At 59.1% G+C, this 18,731-nt stretch carries 18 protein-coding genes and 1 other RNA gene; 7 read left to right on the top strand and 12 right to left on the bottom strand.

Annotation, left to right across the window (positions count from 1 at the left end):
* Positions 1-193: 193 nt before the first annotated feature.
* Together GTQ41_RS03745 and GTQ41_RS03750 are read right to left on the bottom strand one after the other, a co-directional pair.
* A complete protein-coding gene (locus GTQ41_RS03745) occupies positions 194-1,600 on the bottom strand; it encodes a DUF2252 domain-containing protein (protein WP_047291134.1) in 1,407 nt (468 codons plus the stop codon).
* Between the two features lie 84 nt (positions 1,601-1,684).
* Complete coding sequence (locus GTQ41_RS03750) at positions 1,685-2,608, bottom strand: PliI family lysozyme inhibitor of I-type lysozyme (RefSeq protein ID WP_047291135.1); 924 nt, start codon at positions 2,606-2,608, stop codon at positions 1,685-1,687.
* 205 nt (positions 2,609-2,813) lie between these two features.
* On the opposite strand from GTQ41_RS03750, the gene GTQ41_RS03755 reads away from it, so the two are divergent.
* Entirely contained in the window at positions 2,814-3,854 is a 1,041-nt protein-coding gene (locus tag GTQ41_RS03755; RefSeq protein WP_047291230.1) for a DMT family transporter, read from the top strand.
* A gap of 81 nt (positions 3,855-3,935) precedes the next feature.
* The gene (locus GTQ41_RS03760) at positions 3,936-4,565 is read left to right on the top strand and encodes a hypothetical protein (protein WP_047291136.1); all 630 of its coding nucleotides are present in this window, start codon (positions 3,936-3,938) and stop codon (positions 4,563-4,565) included.
* Between the two features lie 177 nt (positions 4,566-4,742).
* On the opposite strand, the gene ssrA is transcribed toward GTQ41_RS03760, so the two are convergent.
* The 8 genes from ssrA to GTQ41_RS03800 all read right to left on the bottom strand — a co-directional run bounded on the left by ssrA (position 4,743) and on the right by GTQ41_RS03800 (position 13,714).
* Positions 4,743-5,132: a transfer-messenger RNA gene (ssrA, locus tag GTQ41_RS03765) on the bottom strand.
* Between the two features lie 96 nt (positions 5,133-5,228).
* Positions 5,229-5,504 carry a hypothetical protein gene (locus GTQ41_RS03770; protein ID WP_027610765.1) on the bottom strand — a complete coding sequence of 92 codons (276 nt, stop codon included), beginning with the start codon at positions 5,502-5,504 and terminating at the stop codon, positions 5,229-5,231.
* A 197-nt stretch (positions 5,505-5,701) separates the two neighbouring features.
* A complete protein-coding gene (locus GTQ41_RS03775; protein ID WP_027610766.1) occupies positions 5,702-5,983 on the bottom strand; it encodes a hypothetical protein in 282 nt (93 codons plus the stop codon).
* A gap of 132 nt (positions 5,984-6,115) precedes the next feature.
* A complete protein-coding gene (locus tag GTQ41_RS03780) occupies positions 6,116-8,926 on the bottom strand; it encodes an FAD-binding and (Fe-S)-binding domain-containing protein (RefSeq protein WP_047291141.1) in 2,811 nt (936 codons plus the stop codon).
* Complete coding sequence (locus tag GTQ41_RS03785) at positions 8,923-9,594, bottom strand: lactate utilization protein (RefSeq protein ID WP_047291143.1); 672 nt, start codon at positions 9,592-9,594, stop codon at positions 8,923-8,925. Before GTQ41_RS03785 ends, GTQ41_RS03780 begins: the two co-directional genes overlap by 4 nt.
* Positions 9,594-11,048: a LutB/LldF family L-lactate oxidation iron-sulfur protein gene (locus GTQ41_RS03790; RefSeq protein WP_047291145.1), complete on the bottom strand. Its 1,455-nt coding sequence runs from the start codon at positions 11,046-11,048 to the stop codon at positions 9,594-9,596. Before GTQ41_RS03790 ends, GTQ41_RS03785 begins: the two co-directional genes overlap by 1 nt.
* Positions 11,045-11,869: a (Fe-S)-binding protein gene (locus GTQ41_RS03795; protein ID WP_047291147.1), complete on the bottom strand. Its 825-nt coding sequence runs from the start codon at positions 11,867-11,869 to the stop codon at positions 11,045-11,047. Before GTQ41_RS03795 ends, GTQ41_RS03790 begins: the two co-directional genes overlap by 4 nt.
* 150 nt (positions 11,870-12,019) lie before the next feature.
* Positions 12,020-13,714, bottom strand: a complete 1,695-nt coding sequence (locus GTQ41_RS03800) for a lactate permease LctP family transporter (protein WP_047291149.1) — start codon at positions 13,712-13,714, stop codon at positions 12,020-12,022.
* 261 nt (positions 13,715-13,975) lie between these two features.
* Between GTQ41_RS03800 and GTQ41_RS03805 the strand changes: the two genes are divergently transcribed.
* Complete coding sequence (locus GTQ41_RS03805; protein WP_041066759.1) at positions 13,976-14,743, top strand: FCD domain-containing protein; 768 nt, start codon at positions 13,976-13,978, stop codon at positions 14,741-14,743.
* 102 nt (positions 14,744-14,845) lie between these two features.
* On the opposite strand, the gene smpB is transcribed toward GTQ41_RS03805, so the two are convergent.
* Positions 14,846-15,328 (bottom strand): SsrA-binding protein SmpB, encoded by a 483-nt coding sequence (smpB, locus tag GTQ41_RS03810; protein WP_003221505.1) that lies wholly within the window; start codon positions 15,326-15,328, stop codon positions 14,846-14,848.
* A gap of 119 nt (positions 15,329-15,447) precedes the next feature.
* Between smpB and GTQ41_RS03815 the strand changes: the two genes are divergently transcribed.
* Genes GTQ41_RS03815 through GTQ41_RS03825 form a run of 3 tightly spaced genes read left to right on the top strand, consistent with a single transcriptional unit; the run spans position 15,448 to position 17,600 of the window.
* A complete protein-coding gene (locus GTQ41_RS03815) occupies positions 15,448-16,851 on the top strand; it encodes a sodium-dependent transporter (RefSeq protein ID WP_047291154.1) in 1,404 nt (467 codons plus the stop codon).
* Between the two features lie 7 nt (positions 16,852-16,858).
* A complete protein-coding gene (locus tag GTQ41_RS03820; protein ID WP_047291156.1) occupies positions 16,859-17,293 on the top strand; it encodes a type II toxin-antitoxin system RatA family toxin in 435 nt (144 codons plus the stop codon).
* Positions 17,286-17,600, top strand: a complete 315-nt coding sequence (locus GTQ41_RS03825; RefSeq protein WP_047291158.1) for an RnfH family protein — start codon at positions 17,286-17,288, stop codon at positions 17,598-17,600. The genes GTQ41_RS03820 and GTQ41_RS03825 overlap by 8 nt, the downstream gene beginning before the upstream one ends.
* A 61-nt stretch (positions 17,601-17,661) precedes the next feature.
* On the opposite strand, the gene GTQ41_RS03830 is transcribed toward GTQ41_RS03825, so the two are convergent.
* Positions 17,662-18,189 (bottom strand): outer membrane protein assembly factor BamE, encoded by a 528-nt coding sequence (locus tag GTQ41_RS03830; RefSeq protein WP_027610774.1) that lies wholly within the window; start codon positions 18,187-18,189, stop codon positions 17,662-17,664.
* A 97-nt stretch (positions 18,190-18,286) separates the two neighbouring features.
* Between GTQ41_RS03830 and fur the strand changes: the two genes are divergently transcribed.
* Positions 18,287-18,691, top strand: a complete 405-nt coding sequence (fur, locus tag GTQ41_RS03835) for a ferric iron uptake transcriptional regulator (protein ID WP_003221515.1) — start codon at positions 18,287-18,289, stop codon at positions 18,689-18,691.
* The last annotated feature ends 40 nt before the right edge of the window (positions 18,692-18,731 follow it).

Genomic DNA, 18,731 nt, shown 5'->3' on the forward strand with positions numbered 1-18,731 from the left:
GACAGGATTGATCACGGGGCGGGAAAAAACAAACCGCACGGATCGTTTCCGCAGCAAATGCCAGGCAAAAAAAAGCCCGCGGGAGAGCGCGGGCGAACCGTAGTTTCTTGAATGAGCGAGCGGACTGTACCGTGTTGATCGAACGGGGGCAGTGAAGAAAAATTCATCTCGACAGCGAGCGCTCTGCAGCGCGTCAAGGCAAGTGATCCGCGGCGAAATCGGCTTCCGAACGTGCCCGCAGCCGGCCCTTGCGGCAGGCCTGCTGAAAACGTTCGAAGTCGCGCTCGTTCTGCGCGGTGTAACTGCGGGCGTATTTGAACAGGGCGTCGGCCAAGGCATCGCCCTTGCCGATATAGCCGCTGATGACCGCCGCATTGCCCGAGGCCTTGGCGTGGGCGCGGGCCAGTGCGCGACCGCAGACCCGGGCATAGGCGGCGAAGGTTTCGGCGTCGAAGTTTTCCAGCTCGGCGGAGATTTTCATATCGCGCAATTGCCGCACATAAAAATGCCGACCGTTAGGGCCGGTGGTCCAGCCGAGAAACAGATCGCTGGCCGACTGCATCAAGCGCTGCCCTTCGACCACCCGTTGGCCTTCATGGCGCGTGCGGGACTTGGCCTTCACATAGTCGGCTAGCACCGAGCGCCGCGCCTCCTTGAACTGCAGAAACAACGGAAATTCCTGATCGTCGGTCAGCAGCGCCACCAGACATCGGGTGCCCACACTGCCGACACCCACCACTTTGAACGCCAGATCCTGTACGTGAAACCGCGAGAGCAATTCTCGCCGGTCAGCCTGCAGCGTGGTGCGATAGTCACGCATGAATGTATCGAACAACGGCCGCCAGTCTGCCAGCCGCAACCAGTCATCGTCGGCGTCGAGCAGCGTGGTGTTCTTGTGCAGGTGGAAAATTTCCGGCAGGTCGTCACGAATGACCAGTCGCCCGTTGGCGTCGCGCTCACTGATTTTCGGCAGCAACTCGGCATGGGTGCGCCGTTCGGCTTTATCGACGGCACGCTGCACATGCTCCAGCGCACTCTTGCGTGCCTGATCGAGCAAGTCTTCGTACTTGATCGATTCGTACCAGGTTTCCAGCGCACTCTGTTCGGCGCACTCCAGCATCGTCGCCTGATAGGCACCGACCATCTGCCGACAGACCTCTTCCTCAACCGACTCGCCATGGCGCAAATCCCGCGCCGCCACCACAAAACTCGCCGCCAGCCGCTTCACGTCCCATTCCCAGGGCCCGGGATGCGCCTCGTCGAAATCATTGACGCTAAACAACAGATTGCGCTCCGGCGTGGCAAACCCGCCGAAGTTCATCAAATGCGCATCCCCGCAGATCGGCCCGACCAGCCCCATGTTCTCGGTGCTCGACAGATCATGCGCCTGCAGCAGCGCGTTGCCACGGAAGAACGTGAAGGGCGACACCAGCATTCGTCCGTAACGCAACTCCACCAGCGAAGCGACGCGGCCCTGACTCGACGCTTTGATCAGCGGAATCGGATCGCGGCTCATTTTTCCGGTGGTGGCGTGGGCGCTGCGCGAGCATTTTTTGCGGGCGTCCTTGCCTTGCTTCATGCGGTCTTGGAGGGTGGTCATGGGGGCTCGTCGTGGCAGTGGGGGCGGTGTGAGTGTAGAAGTGGTTCAGGGGTTTATCCGCCGGCCGTAACGAACCCGGTCATTTCAGAATTCCGTGACCTTGTCCTCGCGTAAAATCCACCCGGCTTCACCCGCCACCAACCTGTACTGAACCTGACGCATCTTCCCCGTACGCCCCGCACCCGCGTCGGCGCTGTCATACACCGGGAAGCGTTGCACCAGCCTGTTTTCCACCACGGCAAACGAGTCCTCGCCCTGATAACCCTCGGCGGTTTTCGGGTTGTCGCTGACCGGAGGCAAGTAGATTTCGCTCAGGGATTTCTTGTTGTTGGCCGAATAGGCGATCAGTTCGCCCGGCATGCCGCGTCCGGGCGAGCGGGTGAACACATAGAGTTCAGGGGAGCCGTCGTTGTTGAGATCGGCGACTTCGGCGCGTACCACCTCACCGCTAAGGGCCTGAATGATGACCGTATTGTCGATCTCCAGCCCCTTGGGAGCGATGTGCAAAGTGGGTTTGCCATCGACCTGTTCAGTGCTGACGTGAAAGGCAATGCCCTGCAATTCCAGCGTCTGATCGAATGGAGGCTGACGGCTGATGGCATCGCCATTGACCAGCCTCAGCGCCAGCTCGTAGTTGGCCACTTCATTACGTCGTGCGGCGTTGCGCATGAGGTAGACCTGAACCGTGTACTCGCCATCGCTGGGCAATGTGCCGAGGAAGTGATTGCCCATGATCGAGCCATTGAACAGCGCGTAATCGGCCCCCTTGGCAGCGATGTTGAAGTAAGCGGAGGTGTTGGAGGGCTTGAAGTCGACGGTCAGCATCTGGCCGGCCTTGGCGTTGAACCGGTACTCCGTCGTCTGGTCACCCGTGATCGACTGTTTGCGCTGGACGCTGTCGGCACTTGTTGTGAACGCGATCGGTTCGACGCGCACAGTGGGGGCGTCGGCCGCATGGGCGGACAGGCAAATCAGCGCTGTCAGCGCGGCGGCGATCCAAGTCTTCATCTTCAACTCCATTGCATCTCGATGTTCGCAGCATAGAAGCTGCATCGAGCGATCGCCCAGTGATTGCGCGGATTAAATGTTGCTGGATTTGAGCACGTGCCAGAGGCCGTGTTCCCTGACACGAATCAGTTGTTCACATAATTCTCACCTGAGTTTTGCCATGATGCTGGCTGGTATTCCATCGGCCCCAGCGAGTGATCCCGGCATGAATGTGAGCGTTCTCTATGCATTGATTGCAGCGGTGCTGTTTGGCGCCAGTACCCCCCTCGCCAAACTGTTGGGGGTACAGATTTCGCCGATTCTGCTCGCCGGGTTGCTCTATCTCGGCAGTGGTCTGGGTTTGACCGTTCTGCGTTTTGCCCGCGATCGTGGCTGGAAACCTTCCGGGCTCGGCACTGGTGAATGGCCATGGCTGCTCGGCGCCATCGGCTTCGGCGGCGTGTTGGCGCCAGTGGCGCTGATGTTCGGTTTGACCCGAACGTCCGGCGCGAGCGCGTCACTGATGCTCAACCTCGAATCCGTGCTCACGGCGCTGCTGGCGTGGGTGGTGTTCAAGGAAAATGCCGACCGACGAATCGTGATCGGCATGCTCGCCATCGTCGCCGGTGGCATCGTGCTGTCCTGGCCACAAGAGGCCGTCTCGGCGCAAGACTGGACCGGGCCGCTGGCCGTGGCTTTCGCCTGCTGTTGCTGGGCCATCGACAACAACCTGACCCGTAAAGTCTCGGCCTCGGACGCACTGTTCATCGCCGGCAGCAAAGGCCTCGTGGCCGGTCTGGTCAACTGCACACTGGCCCTGTTCATCGGCAGCCAACTGCCCGCCGCCACCTCGCTGGTGCCGATCATGCTGGTCGGCTTTCTCGGCTACGGCGTCAGCCTGGTCATGTTCGTCCTCGCCCTGCGCGGCCTCGGCAGCGCACGCACCGGCGCCTACTTTTCCACCGCACCGTTCCTCGGCGCAGGCATCTCGATTCTGCTGCTGGGCGAATCGATATCGCTGATGTTCCTGCTCGCAGCAGCGTTAATGGCCGTGGGCGTATGGATTCATCTGATGGAAAACCATGTTCATGAACATCAGCACGAACGGCTTGAGCATGATCATCGGCATACACACGATGAGCATCATCAACATACGCATGGGTTTGAGTGGGATGGGGTGGAGCCGCATAGTCATCCGCATGTGCACACGCCGATGCGGCACAGTCATGCGCATTTTCCGGATGTGCATCATCGGCATGGGCATTGATTGAAACTGTGAAGCCTGTCGATTGATGTCATTGTGATATCGTCTCTTTCGATTTCTTCAGTCTTTCATTCGAGTCATTACATGAAACCAATTTTCCTGTTGTTGCCCATTGCGGCCCTTTTTTCTGCTTTCAGCGTTGCCGCTGCACCTTCGCCGGTGGCGTCGTTTGCCGCTTGTGACGATCACTCCTTGGCCGTCGTGCAATCACCTTTGTTCAAGGATCTGGTGCCGAGCACTGTCGAAAATGGCCAGATCAAATTGTCCGGCGGCACCAAGAGCGATATGGGGCAGCGCTGGATGTTCGCCAAGCCGGTCGAAATTGACGGCATGTCGTTGACCGGCTTCTACGCCGAAGATACAGACCTGATGGGCACTCGCATCATCAGTTGGGGGTTCTACGCCAAACAGACGCCGAATGAACTCCACACCCAGTTGGAAAAAGCGGGCGGGCCGCGTATGGACATGTCGCAGGGACTCTACGCACGCGCGGAAATCTGGTCCCACGGCAAATCCAACTGGCAGCCGGAAGACCCATCCGCAACGGCGGGCAAGCTGGTTGTCGACAGTGCCGAGCGCGTGTTCCTGATCGAGCCTGCTCCGCAAGAGCTGACGACTGGCAGCAAGGGGATGTTTACCTGCTCGATTCAAGGCAAGGTCAATGAGGCTATGCTCAAATCCAGCCGCCCGGATCTGCTCAGCGCGGTTCATTGATTTTGATGAATGCGGGTACGAAAAAGGACGACATCGTGTCGTCCTTTTTTATGAGTAGGCAGAGCATTGCCAGGGTTATCGAGCTCGATCGCTTGCAGGCTGTGGGTTTGTGTGCCCGGTTTGGCTGATGTGCAAATGCGACAAAGCCCGCACAAGGCGGGCTTTGTCGTCGAGAGTTGGTGGAGCCGGGGGGATTTGAACCCCCGTCCGCCAGTGCTCCGCTGTCGGTACTACATGCGTAGCCGTGTCTATTAAGTTAACCCTCAGCGACCCGACGGGCAGGGTGCTTTGGGCGAGTTGTGTAAGTTTTAGCCGCTTCGTCCACAACGTACTGCACGGCGATTCTGTTCTATATGACAATCATTTCGGGTTTACAGACATCCCCTGATGATTGCTGGGCCCGAAGGCACCAGGAGTGCATGTCAGCTGCAATTAAGCAGCGAGAGCAGCACCGTATTGGTCGTCATTGGCAACTATAAGAAGTTGCAACAGTGGATTTACGACTTCTGTTACCAAGTCGGCATGCACCTAAAGTTTCGTCACCGGCGTCGAATCCTAATCGGCCCCGAACTCATTGCCTCGTACATCAGGTGAGGCAACAAGCCTGCGCAGTGTACGCCAAACGGCCGGCGAGGCCAACCCGAAGGTTGGCCTCGTGGCATATCAATTGCGAGTTGGATTGCGGATTTGCATTTTGGTTATCAAGGAAGAGGTGACCTCAACGCAATCCTTGTCATTGCCGGCCGCCTGCGCGTCTTCAGCTTTTTTCTGCGCTTCCTTGACGTTGTTCATGGACGTTTCGGGAATTGACGGCTGACTGGTAACGAAGTCTTTGATGGTTTGAAGATTCCCGGCACAAAGGTCTTTGTCTGCCGCAAACACCGGCGACGTCAGCAGGGCACCAGCGATGAACAATCCAGCAATTGCAGAATGCTTCATGGGTATCTCCTTGAACGGTTGGTCTCGGTGCTGCCGGACGGTCTGGCGGCGATGCCGAGGTCGTAACAGGCCGTGTTTGGTAGTGGGCCTGTACAATCGACCGCGGCCGCACGCAGGAATTCGGTTTTTTTTACATCGTGGCCCATCAACCCGAATCGCGCTGCATCACGCCACCTGAAGGCTCGTCGTCCCAAGGTTTATTTCTTGGTATCACCCGTCGAGTTCTGGATTACTAGAAGGGTTTGCTGGGTTTCCGCCAGGCAGTCGTCGATCCTGCCCTGAGCCTTGAGGGCCTGGGCTTTGCTGACGCTTGCCGAGACGCGCGAATTCAGATCCGGCGACGTCTGATATTGCGTCTTGGCGCTTTCGATCTTTTGCAGATTCGCCTCGCACAAGTCGGCAGGTTTGCCATCGGCGAACGAAGTAGAAGCCATCATCGAGGCAGTAACGAACAGACCAAACAGTACAGAATGCTTCATGAGTATCTCCTTGCACTGAGGAATCCAGACTCTCACTGACCGTCAGAGCAGGCCAGCGAAAGGAGGAAAAGCCCCGCGTGTTCGGGGCTTGTTCTGTGGACTACCGCCTCGCTCAAGGGTTCTAACTTTCTTTTAGCAGGCCTTCGCTCGAGTGACCCGATCCACCAGATAGACCAGTCCGTGATAGTCGATGCCGCCGTGCTGCGTCAGGCCGATCTCACAGGTGCGGCTGGTGGAAATCCCCTCGTTGCAATGTTGCACCGCGTCCTTGAGTGTGCGTAGCGAGTGGCTGTTCAGCTCCGGCGTGGTGAAGCCCTTGTCACCGGCAAACCCGCAGCAATGAATGCCTTCCGGAATCACCACGTTTTTGCTGCATTTGCGCGCCAGATCGATCAACGCCTGGCTCTCGCCCAGATGCTGGGTGCTGCAGGTCACATGAACCGCAATCGGTGCCTCTTGCGGGGTGAACTCCAGTCGATCGAGAAGGTGCGTACGAATGAAGCGCACCGGGTCGTACAGATCCAGGCGAACATTTCCCACGTCCTGCACCAAGCGCAAGGTGCACGGGCTGGTGTCGCAATAGATCGGATCGAGCCCGCCACGACTGGCATGAAGGAGGGCGCTGATCAGTTCCTGACGCTTATGTTCGGCTTGCTCGGCGTAGCCTTTGGAGGCAAATGGCTGACCGCAGCAGAGGTTGTCTTGATTGTCCGGGATCACCACTTGGTAACCGGCTTTTTCCAGCAAGCCGCGGGTTTTGTCGTACAGCGACATCTGCTCCTTGTCACCCGCCGCCGGGCCCATCACCCGCGATACGCACGCCGCCAGATACACCACCCGCGGGCGCTCATCCGACACACTCGGGTTGAAGCGAATGACTTTTTCCGGTTGCGGCATCGCGTTGGTCCACAGCGGCACCTGGCCTTTGGACAAACGCGTCAGGGTTGCCGATAGCTTCGCCAGACGCGGTGCGCCCAGCAGCATCCGTGCGCCATTGGCCACGTGCAAAGTGAAACGTGCACCTTGCAGGGTCTTGGCGAAATTTCCTTCGATCCAGTCAGCGGTTTTCTGATGCGTCGCGTGTCGGCCGCGAAGCTTTTTCACCAGTTCGCCGGTATTGATGCCCACAGGGCAACGCTGAGCGCACAATCCGGTCGCGGCGCAGGTCTCGATGCCTTGATACTCGTAGGCCTTTTCCAGCTCGGTGGTGTCAACGCCGGCGCGTTTTTTCGCCTGAATGTCACGCCAGATGACGATGCGCTGGCGCGGGCTGAGGGTCAGGCCCTTCGATGGGCAGACCGGTTCGCAGAAGCCGCATTCGATGCATTTATCGACAATCTCGTCCGCCGCTGGCAGCGGCTTGAGATGCTTGAGGTGGATCTGCGGATCTTCGCTGAGCACCACGTCCGGGTTGAGGATGCCGTTGGGGTCGAGCAGGCGTTTGAGCTGCCACATCAACTGATACGCATCGCTGCCCCATTCCAGCTCAACGAACGGCGCCATATTCCGTCCGGTGCCGTGTTCAGCCTTCAACGAACCGCCGAATTCCACCGCCACCAGTTGCGCGACGTCGTCCATGAACGCTTGATAGCGTGCGACTTCTTCCGGACTGTTGAAGCCTTGGGTGAAGACGAAGTGCAGATTGCCCTCCAGCGCGTGTCCGAAAAGGATTGCTTCGTCGTAGGCATGTTTGTCGAACAGCTCGATCAGGCGGTTGACGCCGATCGCCAGTTGCTCGACCGGGAAGGTCACGTCTTCGATGATCACCGTGGTGCCGGTTTTACGCACGGCACCGACGGCGGGGAAGGTGTCCTTGCGGATGGCCCAGAGTTTGGCGTTCTCGGCCGGGTCTTCAGTGAAGTCGACCTGTTTTTCCACCGGGAAACGGGTCAGCGAAGCCATGATCTGCGCCAGTTGTTCCTGCAGCAACGTGGAAGAGGCGGCGCGGGATTCGATCAGCAGCGCGCAGGCATTGTTCGACAGGTGTTGTACGAAATCCGGCATGCCCGGTTTGTCCTGCACCGAGCGCAGGCTGCGTCGGTCCAGCAGTTCCACCGCTGATACCGGTTGGTTTTTCAGCACCGTGACCGCGTTGCAGCAGGTTTCCACATCCGGGAACACGATCAGTGCCGAGGCCTTGTTTGGGTGGTCGATCACCGTGTCGTAAGTCACCGCACTGATGAAGCCGAGGGTGCCTTCGGAGCCGACCAGCAGGTGGCTCAAGATATCCACAGGCTCGTCGAAATCCACCAGGGCGTTGAGTGACAGGCCGGTGGTATTTTTCAGACGGTATTTGTGGCGGATTCTCGCCGCCAGTTCGGCATTGGCGCGGGTCTCGCGGCCCAACGTCGCCAGGCGCTCCAGCAGTTCGCCGTGGCTTTCGCGAAACGCGGCGACACTGGCTGCGTCTTCAGTGTCGAGACGGCTGCCGTCGGCCAGTACCAGGCGGATCCCGGCAAGTGTGTGGTAGGTGTTTTGCGCGGTGCCGCAGCACATGCCGCTGGCGTTGTTGGCGACGATGCCGCCGATTTTACAGGCGTTGATCGATGCCGGGTCGGGGCCGATCTTGCGCCCGAACGGTGCCAGCCACGCGTTGGCCTGTGCGCCGATCACGCCCGGCTGCAGGCGGATTTGCAGGCCCTGATCGCGAATCTCGCGAGCGTTCCAGTTATCCCCCAGCACAATCAGCACCGAATCGCTGATCGCTTGCCCGGACAAACTGGTGCCGGCGGCGCGGAAGGTCACCGGGACTTGATCGCGCTGGGCCAGTTTCAGCAGCGCCACCACTTCGTCTTCGGATTCGACGCGGATCACCAGTTTGGGAATCAGCCGATAAAAACTGGCGTCGGTGCCGAAGGCCAAGGTCGACAGCGGATCGTCGAAGCGGCGCTCCGCTGGAATCAGTTGCTGCGCATCACGCAGGAAATTCACCGGAAGCGTCATTGGTCCTCCTGGATCAGTACCACCAGGTCTTTCGGGCCGTGAGCGCCGTAGGCCAACACTTGTTCGATGTCGGCGGTTTTCGAGGGTCCGGACACCAGCAGCGCATTGGTCGGCATGCCTTGGGCCCACTCGAATTCCTGTTGCACCTGATAGAAGTTGTCGCGGATTTCGCTGGCCTTGAGCAGGGCGAAATGCACCGGCGGCACCAGGCTCATCAATCGCGGCTCTTCACGAGTGGGCCAGTGAATCAGGCTGCCGGTCGCGGCGATGGCGCCGAGGGTGCCGGTCAGGCTGGCCGGAGTGTCGTTGAACAGTTCGGCTTTCCACTCCTCCATCGGCCGGTTGTAGTACTTCAGCGTCGGCAGATCAGGATTGTTCGCCCAGTGTTGTGAGATGCGCTGCCCGTGAGGCGTCGTCGGTGCGATCAGCAGGCTTGGCAGTTGACGGTCACGCAGCAATTGCGCGAGCAGCGTCGGCCAGTCTGCGTCGGTAGTCAGATGGATTTCAGTGTGCACCGCCTCCATCAGTTTGCGCAGTTGCGGAATGCGTTGCTCGGCGCTGTAGGTGTAAGGCTGGGTCACCAGATCGACGTCGAAATCGTCGGCAATCGGTGTGGTGCCTGTCAGACTTTTCCGCAGCTTGGCGAGGATATTTTGCTTGGCGCTCATCAGCGGTCTCCCTGTTTGGCCAGATGCTCGCGGGCCATGTCGTGCAGTGAGCGGGCGGCGGGTTTCGGTGCGCTGTGGTTTTGCGTCCACGGGCCGACATTGTTCGGCGTTAACGCACGCAGTCGTGTGGCGAAGAAACCAAACAACCGGTACAGCGTCGGCGAGCTGTTGAGTTTCGCCCAGGCGTTCCAGATGAAACGTTCCTTGCGCGAATATTTGCTGCCTTGGCCGCGCATCACTTGATGCGGACTGTCCGGGGCTTTGACGTTTTCTTCGCGCAGACGCCGCAGTAGGGCAGGGATCGGAATTTTCACCGGGCACACTTCACCGCAGGCACCGCACAACGACGAAGCGCTCGGGTGATCCGGGACTTTCGCCAGACCGACCATGTGCGGGGTGATGATTTTGCCGATCGGTCCCGGGTACACCTCGCCATAGGTGTGACCACCGACGCGGGTGTAGACCGGGCAATGATTCATGCAGGCGCCGCAGCGGATGCAGTTCAGGGTCTGGCGCAGTTCGCTGTCGGCAAAGGCCTGGCTGCGACCGTTGTCGAGCAGCACCAGATGCACTTCCTGCGGGCCATCGAGTTCATGTTCCTTGCGCGGGCCGGAGATCATGTTGACGTAAGTGGTGATCGGAATGCCCAGCGCCGAGCGGGTCAGCAGCGACAACAGCGGCACCACGTCGCGCAGGTTTTCCACGACCTTTTCGATGCCGGTGACGGCGATGTGCACCGGCGGCACGGTGGTGGTCATGCGCCCGTTGCCTTCGTTTTCCACCAGCAGCAGAGTGCCGGTTTCGGCTACGGCGAAGTTGACGCCGGAAACGCCGATGTCCGCTTCGAAGAATTTCTGCCGCAGGACTCTGCGACCGATCTGAATGAGTTGGTCAACGTCCTTGGTGTACTCCACGCCAAGTTTGTCGTGGAACAAGGACGCGACCTGACCGGCATTCTTGTGGATCGCCGGCATAATGATGTGTGAAGGCTTCTCGTGGTCGAGCTGGACGATGTATTCCCCCATGTCGGACTCCAGGCATTCAACACCTTGAGCCTCGAGGAAATGGTTCATCTCCATCTCTTCGCTGACCATCGATTTGCCCTTGATCACTTGCCGCGCCTCGTGAGCGCGGATGATCGAAAGGACGATGCCATTGGCCTCGTCCACCGTTTCCGCCCAGTGCACTGTCACACCGTTGCGGGTCAGGTTCTGTTCCAGTCGCTCGAGCAGGTCGGGCAACTTGGAGAGCGCACGCGCCCTGATCGAGTTGCCCAGGGCGCGCAAGTGTTCTCTTTCGTGGGCATCGCTGAACGCCGCGGCCCGCTTGGTCATCAGTGAATCCATGGCAGTACGGAAGTTGTTCCGTAACTGCTGATCACCCAAGGCGTTGTGCGCCCGGGTGCGGAAGTCTTCTTCTACGGCAACCGTAGGAATAATCGTCGAGGTGCTCATTGCGCACCTCCGGTTCGTTGCCACAGAAAGCTGGCGAGATGTTGCCCGCGCAGCGCTTCTTTTTGTTTCTCCAATGCGCCGTTGATGTTCATCAAACAGCCACAGTCGGCGCTCAACACTTTGTGTGCGCCGGAATCCTTCAACGCTTTGGTCTTGTCAGCCACCATTGCGCCGGAAATGTCTGGCATACGGACGCTGAATGTCCCACCGAAGCCACAGCATTCACTTTCGTGATCGTGGTTGACCCGTTCCACGTTGCTCAACTGCGCCAACAGCTCGCGGCCGTGCAGGTGGGTGTTCATCTCGCGGCGTGCCGAACACGAGGTGTGCAGCGCCACTTTGACCGGTTCGCCGCTGTCCTTGAGCTGCACCTTGCAGACGAACAGCAGGAACTCGGCCAGTTCATAGGTGCGGGCCGCGAGGGCCTGTACCTGTTTCAACGTTTGCGGCTCGTCCTTGAACAAGTCCGCGTAATGCTCGCGCAGCATGCCTGCGCAGGAACCCGACGGCACCACCACCGGATAATCCCCGGCAAACAACGCCAGCTGAGCGCGCGCGACCGTCCGCGCCTGCTCGGTGTAACCCGAGGTGTAGGCCGGTTGCCCGCAGCAGCTCTGCCCTTGCGGATACTCGACGCGGATGCCTTCGCGCTCCAGCAAATGGATCGCGTCCATCCCTGCTTCGGGGTAGAACAGGTCGACCACGCACGTGCCGAACAGGTAGACCCGCGACGGTTTCTCGCTGGGGTATTGCCGAGGTTCAGGCAGTGGCGGTGCGACGCGCGTGGCGTTGGGCACAGCGTTGTAAAAAAGCTCGCTCATCAGGCGTGTCTCCGGGTGGGCCCGGTTATCCGTCTGTGGCGGCTGCTGAATATAAAGCGCCTTGCTTTCAGCAGCCTTACAGACCGGGTGGTGAGTTGCTAACGCCGGAATCACGAACCGGCGTCGGTTATTTCCGTTTTGTTTATAGGATCAGTGCACCAGCATGCCGGTGAACCAGTAGGCCTGGGCCAGCGTAATCAGGCCGACAATCGTGGCAAAGAATAGGCTGTGCTTGAGGGTGAAGCGGAACAGATCCGATTCCTTGCCCACCAGCCCGGTCGCGGCGCAGGCCACGGCGATCGATTGTGGCGAGATCATCTTGCCGGTCACGCCGCCGCTAGTATTGGCCGCTACCAGCAAGGTGTCGTTGACGCCGATCTGGTGTGCGGTGGTCGCCTGCAGCGAACTGAACAGCGCGTTGGACGAAGTATCGGAACCGGTGAGGAACACGCCCAGCCAGCCGAGGAACGGCGAGAAGAACGGGAAGGCTGCGCCGGTCGCGGCCAGGACCAGCGCCATGGTCGAAGACATCCCCGAGTAGTTGGTGACGAAGGCGAAGGCCAGCACCATGCCGATCGACAGAATCGGCCAGCGCAGTTCGTAGAAGGTCTCTTTCAAAGTGGTCAGACCAGTTTTGAAGTTGATCTTCAATACCAGCATCGAGATCAGCGCCGAGAAGAAAATCGCGGTACCGGTCGCGGAAATCGGGTCGAGTTTGAACACCGCCGGAATCGCAGTCGGTGTGGCCACGATCGGCGCGGTCTTGATCACCAGCTGATCCAGGTGCGGGATGGCAAAGTTGAACACCCAGGCGTACATCGAACCGCCGGCGGCAAACATGGCCTTGAACGGCTTTAGGGTCCAGATGGTTACCAGCACGGTGAGGACCAGGAATGGCGACCAGGCGATGAAAATTTCCCAGAGGCTGTAAGGCGACGCCACGGTGCTGCGCTTCTGGCTGAAACCGCCGGCGCTGGCGGTTACCACCGAGGCCGACACGGCGCCGGCGATGTGCTGGCCGGCGGCGCGTTTTGGCTGCCAGACTTTGAGGAACAGGGTCAGGGAAATCAGGCTGGCCAAGGCCGAGGTGATGTCCGGCAGCTCCGGGCCGATGAAGTTCGAAGTGAAGTACTGGGTCACGGCGAAGCTCAGGCCTGCAACCAGTGCTGCCGGCCAGGTTTCACGCACGCCACGCAGGCCGTCCATCATGAACACCAGCCAGAACGGCACGAAAAGCGACAGCAGTGGTAGCTGGCGGCCGGTCATGGCGCCGATCTTGAACGCGTCGATGCCAGTGACCTGGCCGGCCACGATGATCGGAATCCCAAGGGCGCCGAAGGCCACCGGCGCGGTGTTGGCAATCAGGCACAGGCCGGCGGCGTACAGCGGATTGAACCCGAGGCCGACCAGCAGCGCGGCGGTAATGGCCACTGGCGCGCCGAAGCCGGCGGCACCTTCCAGAAACGCACCGAAGCAGAAACCGATCAGCAGCACCTGCAAACGCTGGTCGTCGGTGATCGACAGTACCGAACTACGAATGACCTCGAACTGACCACTCTTGACCGTCAGTTTGTAGAGGAACACCGCCGCGACGATGATCCAGGCAATCGGCCACAGACCATAGGCAAAGCCGTATCCGGCAGCGGCGAAAGCCATGTCGACCGGCATGTGAAAGGCGAAAATCGCCACGGCAATCGACAGGGCGAGCGTGATGCTGCCGGCCACATGACCCTTGAGGCGGAACACCGCCAGAGCCAGAAAGAAGAAAACGATGGGGATGACGGCCGCGAGTGCGGAGACACCGAGACTGCCGAGCGGGGTATAGAGCTGTTGCCAGGTTTGCATATGGGGTGGCCCCTAATTGTTGTTGGTCAGGCACTGTCAGCGTTTTTGGTTAATTGGTAATACCAATTTACAATCGCTGTTGGCTAGGGTAAAAGCCTTGATATCGGTGTGTCAATTTGTCGCCCTGAAACTTTTGTCGAATAAGCGGTGCAGAAGGCATCTGATCCGGTCGGGCAAATGTGCTCTGACAGGTGTCGGCGGGGCGCCGATAGGCCAGAATAGAGAGCCCGGCGAGCGGTCGGGATCGTGGAGAAATGAGTTATGGGGTTTGATCAGATTCGTCAGCGCCGTTTGTCTGACGATATTGTCGAGCGCCTCGAGGGGATGATCCTTGAGGGCACGCTGAAGTCCGGCGAGCGGCTTCCGGCTGAGCGCACCTTGGCCGAGCAGTTCGGTGTATCGCGTCCGTCGTTGCGCGAAGCGATTCAGAAACTGGCGGCCAAGGGCTTGCTGGTCAGTCGCCAGGGCGGCGGCAATTACGTGGTGGAAACCCTCGGATCGACCTTCAGCGACCCCCTGCTATTGCTGCTGGAGAGCAACCCCGAAGCACAGCGCGATTTGCTGGAGTTTCGGCACACTCTGGAGGCATCGTGTGCCTATTACGCAGCATTGCGCGCCACGGATGTGGATCGTGAGCGCCTGACCGCAGCGTTCAACGAGCTGCAGGATTGCTACACGCGGCATGACGAAGTGAGCCGGGTGGAAGAGGGCGCGGCGGACGCGAAGTTTCATTTGGCGATTGCCGAAGCCAGTCACAACGCGGTGCTGCTGCACACCATTCGCGGGCTTTTCGATTTGCTCAAGCGCAACGTGGTGACCAACATCGGCGGCATGTACAAACAGCGCACGGAAACCCGCGACATGCTGATCTCTCAGCACCGGGAGCTGTATCTGGCGATTATCGAAGGGCGTGCGGAGCAGGCGCGGGAGGTTTCCAGTCGGCACATTCTGTATGTGCAGGAAGTGCTGGAAGAGGTGCGGCAGGAAGTTCAGCGCATGGCTCGGGCGGAGCGGCGCAAGGGAATGTAGCTTTTAGAAGCAAAAAGATCGCAGCCTTCGGCAGCTCCTACACAGGAATGTGTCTTTCCCTGTAGGAGCTGCCGAAGGCTGCGATCTTTCAGGCAGAAGAAATTATTCTTCCTTGCCCTTGTTGCGCACGGCGCGCTGCAGCTCTCGACCGGCGTCGCGTTCGCGCTCGGTGTCACGCTTGTCGTATTCCTTCTTGCCCTTGCCCAGAGCAATCTCGCACTTGACCATGTGCTTGCTCCAGTAGAAGGACAGGCACACGCAGGCGTAGCCTTTCTGTTGCACGGCAGCGGCGAGTTTTTCCAGCTCGCGCTTATTGAGCAGCAGTTTGCGGGTGCGGGTCGGATCGGCGATGACGTGGGTGCTGGCGGTCATCAACGGCGTGATGTGACTGCCGAGAAGCCAGGCTTCGCCGTCCTTGAGCAGCACGTAACTGTCGACCAGTTGCAGCTTGCTTGCCCGCAGACTTTTTACTTCCCAGCCGGCCAGGACCAGACCAGCCTCGAAACGATGTTCGATGAAGTAATCGTGTCGCGCCTTTTTGTTCTGCGCGATGGTCCCTGTTGGGTGTTTCTTCTGTTTAGCCATAGGGGCGGCATTATATGGAGATAAATGATCCTCGGCTACGGTGATGCTGCGTGCTTGAGCAGGTTGAGTGAATCCCGGACAATGCGGCCTCTTTTTCTAACGCTTGGGCGTGATATTCAATGTCGACAGACAAGGTTTCTGTCCACGGCAGTTGGGCTAGCCGCTGGGTTTTCATATTCGCCGCGACCGGTTCGGCCGTGGGACTGGGCAGCATCTGGAAATTCCCCTACATGGTCGGGGTCTACGGCGGCGGCGCCTTCGTGCTGATGTTTCTCGCCTGCATCGCATTGATCGGGATCCCGGTCATGCTGGCTGAAACCCTGATCGGCCGGCGCGCGCGGCAGAGTCCGGCGAACGCTTTGAAGGTGTTGGCGCGGGAGGCCGGGCATTCGGGCAAGTGGTCGTGGGGCGCGTTTGCCGGGATGATCACGGCGCTGCTGATCTTGTCTTTCTATAGTGTGGTCGGCGGCTGGTCGCTGGATTACATCATCGACATGGGGCGCGGCGACTTCCAGGGTGCTACGGCGGAGCAGGTCGGCGCTTATTTCGGCAATGTGATCTCCGATCCCTGGCGTCTGACACTTTGGCACACAGTTTTCATGCTGTTGTCGGCCGTGGTGATCGCCAAAGGCGTGGTTGCCGGGCTGGAGCGCAGCCTGCGGATCATGATGCCGCTGCTGTTCGTCATGGTGTTGGTATTGCTGGGTTACAGCATGACTACCGGGCATTTCATGGAAGGCGTGCATTTCATGTTCGACTTCCATCCGGAAAAAGTCCTCGACGGCTTGCTGCCCGCCATGGGCCACGCGTTCTTTTCCCTGAGCGTGGGTGTGGGTTCGATCATGATTTACGGCGCTTACATGACCAAGGAAGCCTCGCTCTCTGGCACCGTGGTCGGTGTGGCGCTGCTGGATACCTTTGTATCGCTGGTGGCTGGTCTGGCATTGTTTCCGATTGTGTTTGCTGGCGGTTTGAACCCTAGCGAAGGCCCAGGCCTGATGTTTGTCAGTCTGCCATTTGCCTTCGGTAACGTGGTTTTCGGCCAGTTGATGGGCGTGGTGTTCTTTGTCCTGGTGGCGATTGCCGCCTGGAGCTCGGCGATTTCCTTGCTTGAACCGATGGTGGCCTATCTGGTTGAACGCACGAAAATCAGCCGTGGCTGGGTGACTTTCTGGCTGGCGTTCATCTGCTGGTTCGTCGGTCTGGGTACGGTTTTCTCTTTCAATATCTGGAAGGAAGCCAAATTTTTCGTGAACGAAGGCGGGCTGTTCCATCTCTACCAATGGGGTGCGGCGGGCGGTCTGGACTTCTTCGGCGTGATCGATTTCTTCACCTCGCGGATCATGTTGCCGCTCGGTGGCCTGTGCTTCGTGCTGTTTGCCGGTTGGGTGATGGGGCGTGATGCGGTGCGGGAGGAGTTGTCGATTCGTAACCCGGCGCTGTTTGCCCTGTCCTTGTTCTTGATGCGCTACGTGGCGCCTATCGGCATTCTTGTAGTGTTTGCCGCTCAGCTCTGGAAGTAACGCTTACATGACGACACATATTCAACGTTCGGCGTTGCTGCCATACCCGGCGCAATTCCTCTACGACCTGGTCAACGACGTCGCGCGTTACCCGGAATTCTTGCCATGGTGCTCGTCCGCCGAAGTGCTGGAAAGCTCGCCCGAGCAAATGCGCGCCAGCGTTGGCGTGGCCAAGGGCGGTCTCAGTCAGCACTTCGTCACGCGCAATACACTGGTGCCGGGGCAATCGATCGAGATGAACCTGGAAGAAGGCCCGTTCAACCAGCTGCATGGTGTCTGGGTCTTCAAGGCATTGAACGAGAAGGCCTGCAAGATCAGTCTTGACCTGTCTTTTGACTACGCCGGCCCGCTGGTGCGCGCGACGCTTGGCCCGCTGTTCAATCAGGCGGCGAATACGTTGGTGGATGCGTTCTGCCAGCGTGCCAAGCAGATGCATGGTTGATCCGGTGATCGAGATTGAAGTGGTGTATGCCGCCGTGGATCGTCAGCTTCTGCGCACTTTGAGCGTCCCGGAAGGGACGACAGTGCGAGAGGCGGTGCTCAAGTCAGGTATTGGCGATGAATTCCCGGAACTGGATCTGAGTGATTGTCCGCTGGGGATCTTCGGCAAGGTGGTGGCTGATCCACGGGCTCGCTTGATTCAGGCGGGGGAGCGCATCGAGATCTACCGTCCGTTGTTGGCGGATCCGAAAGAGGTTCGACGCCTGCGGGCGGCCAAGGCTGCCGAGGCCAAAGCGCGAAATCAGTAGCCTGGCCAGATCGCAGGCAATAAAAAACCCGGAAATTCCGGGTTTTTTATTGCCTCGCGCATTACTGCGGGGAGGTGTCCAGCGGCTCAGGCGTCGGAACCGGAACGGTTTCAACACCGTCCACGTCCTTCTGGATCGAATCCAGCAAGGAGCCTGGTTTGGCGGGTTGTTCCGGCTTCGGCTTCTCGGCGTTTTCAGCAGGGGCGGTCACGCTGGTGCCACTGTCCTTACCGAGAATGGCCTCGTCACGGCTTACGCCCGGCATGAAGTCACCGGACAGGCTGACAAGCTGGTCGTTGGAATTGAAATTAACACTCACGCGCTCCTGCTGGCGTTCACCGCCACCAGGTTGCAGGCTGTACAGATAATCCCAGCGATCGGCATGGAACGTGTCGGTCAGCAGAGGGTTACCCATGATAAACCGTACTTGCCGACGGGTCATTCCCGGGCGTAACTGGTCTATCATGTCCTGCGTGACGACATTGCCCTGCTGGATGTCGATTTTGTAAACCCCGGGGAATGAACAACCGGCGAGTGCGAGCAGTCCCACAAAGGTGAAACTGGTTAGCAAGAGCTTGGTGTTTTGCATCGGTGGGCGACTTCCACTATCTTGGCTGGGACAACGTAAACGCCGATCATACCCGCATTAAGAGAAGCTGCGAAGCAGCATCGCGAGAAAGCTGACCATGGTTGAAAATAGCGAACTACGCAAAGCCGGCCTCAAAGTGACCCTGCCACGGGTCAAGATCCTGCAAATGCTCGACTCTACCGAGCAGCGTCACATGAGTGCCGAAGACGTCTACAAGGCGTTGATGGAAGCGGGCGAGGACGTCGGTCTGGCCACGGTTTACCGTGTTCTGACCCAGTTCGAAGCTGCTGGCCTCGTGGTCCGTCACAACTTCGACGGTGGCCACGCGGTATTCGAATTGGCCGACGGTGGCCACCACGACCATATGGTCAACGTGGAAACCGGTGAAGTCGTCGAATTCGTCAGTCCGGAAATCGAAAAGCTCCAGAAGGCAATTGCCGAGGAGCACGGTGTTGATCTGGTAGATCACAATCTGGTGCTGTACGTACGCAAGAAAAAGTAAGCATGTCGCGCGAATTTCAGGTTCGCGAAACGAACGAAGG

Source organism: Pseudomonas sp. AN-B15 (assembly GCF_019056475.1).
GTDB lineage: Bacteria > Pseudomonadota > Gammaproteobacteria > Pseudomonadales > Pseudomonadaceae > Aquipseudomonas > Aquipseudomonas parakoreensis.

What these genes read in the sequence shown, in the direction of transcription:
- GTQ41_RS03775 (WP_027610766.1), bottom strand. Translation starts at nt 5,983, where the DNA reads ATGAAGCATTCTGTACTGTTTGGTCTGTTCGTTACTGCCTCGATGATG.
- GTQ41_RS03815 (WP_047291154.1), top strand. Translation starts at nt 15,448, where the DNA reads ATGTCGACAGACAAGGTTTCTGTCCACGGCAGTTGGGCTAGCCGCTGG.
- GTQ41_RS03805 (WP_041066759.1), top strand. Translation starts at nt 13,976, where the DNA reads ATGGGGTTTGATCAGATTCGTCAGCGCCGTTTGTCTGACGATATTGTC.
- GTQ41_RS03790 (WP_047291145.1), bottom strand. Translation starts at nt 11,048, where the DNA reads ATGAGCACCTCGACGATTATTCCTACGGTTGCCGTAGAAGAAGACTTC.
- fur (WP_003221515.1), top strand. Translation starts at nt 18,287, where the DNA reads ATGGTTGAAAATAGCGAACTACGCAAAGCCGGCCTCAAAGTGACCCTG.
- GTQ41_RS03785 (WP_047291143.1), bottom strand. Translation starts at nt 9,594, where the DNA reads ATGAGCGCCAAGCAAAATATCCTCGCCAAGCTGCGGAAAAGTCTGACA.
- GTQ41_RS03755 (WP_047291230.1), top strand. Translation starts at nt 2,814, where the DNA reads ATGAATGTGAGCGTTCTCTATGCATTGATTGCAGCGGTGCTGTTTGGC.
- GTQ41_RS03795 (WP_047291147.1), bottom strand. Translation starts at nt 11,869, where the DNA reads ATGAGCGAGCTTTTTTACAACGCTGTGCCCAACGCCACGCGCGTCGCA.
- GTQ41_RS03750 (WP_047291135.1), bottom strand. Translation starts at nt 2,608, where the DNA reads ATGAAGACTTGGATCGCCGCCGCGCTGACAGCGCTGATTTGCCTGTCC.
- GTQ41_RS03745 (WP_047291134.1), bottom strand. Translation starts at nt 1,600, where the DNA reads ATGACCACCCTCCAAGACCGCATGAAGCAAGGCAAGGACGCCCGCAAA.
- GTQ41_RS03820 (WP_047291156.1), top strand. Translation starts at nt 16,859, where the DNA reads ATGACGACACATATTCAACGTTCGGCGTTGCTGCCATACCCGGCGCAA.
- GTQ41_RS03800 (WP_047291149.1), bottom strand. Translation starts at nt 13,714, where the DNA reads ATGCAAACCTGGCAACAGCTCTATACCCCGCTCGGCAGTCTCGGTGTC.
- GTQ41_RS03780 (WP_047291141.1), bottom strand. Translation starts at nt 8,926, where the DNA reads ATGACGCTTCCGGTGAATTTCCTGCGTGATGCGCAGCAACTGATTCCA.
- GTQ41_RS03770 (WP_027610765.1), bottom strand. Translation starts at nt 5,504, where the DNA reads ATGAAGCATTCTGCAATTGCTGGATTGTTCATCGCTGGTGCCCTGCTG.
- smpB (WP_003221505.1), bottom strand. Translation starts at nt 15,328, where the DNA reads ATGGCTAAACAGAAGAAACACCCAACAGGGACCATCGCGCAGAACAAA.
- GTQ41_RS03760 (WP_047291136.1), top strand. Translation starts at nt 3,936, where the DNA reads ATGAAACCAATTTTCCTGTTGTTGCCCATTGCGGCCCTTTTTTCTGCT.
- GTQ41_RS03830 (WP_027610774.1), bottom strand. Translation starts at nt 18,189, where the DNA reads ATGCAAAACACCAAGCTCTTGCTAACCAGTTTCACCTTTGTGGGACTG.
- GTQ41_RS03825 (WP_047291158.1), top strand. Translation starts at nt 17,286, where the DNA reads ATGGTTGATCCGGTGATCGAGATTGAAGTGGTGTATGCCGCCGTGGAT.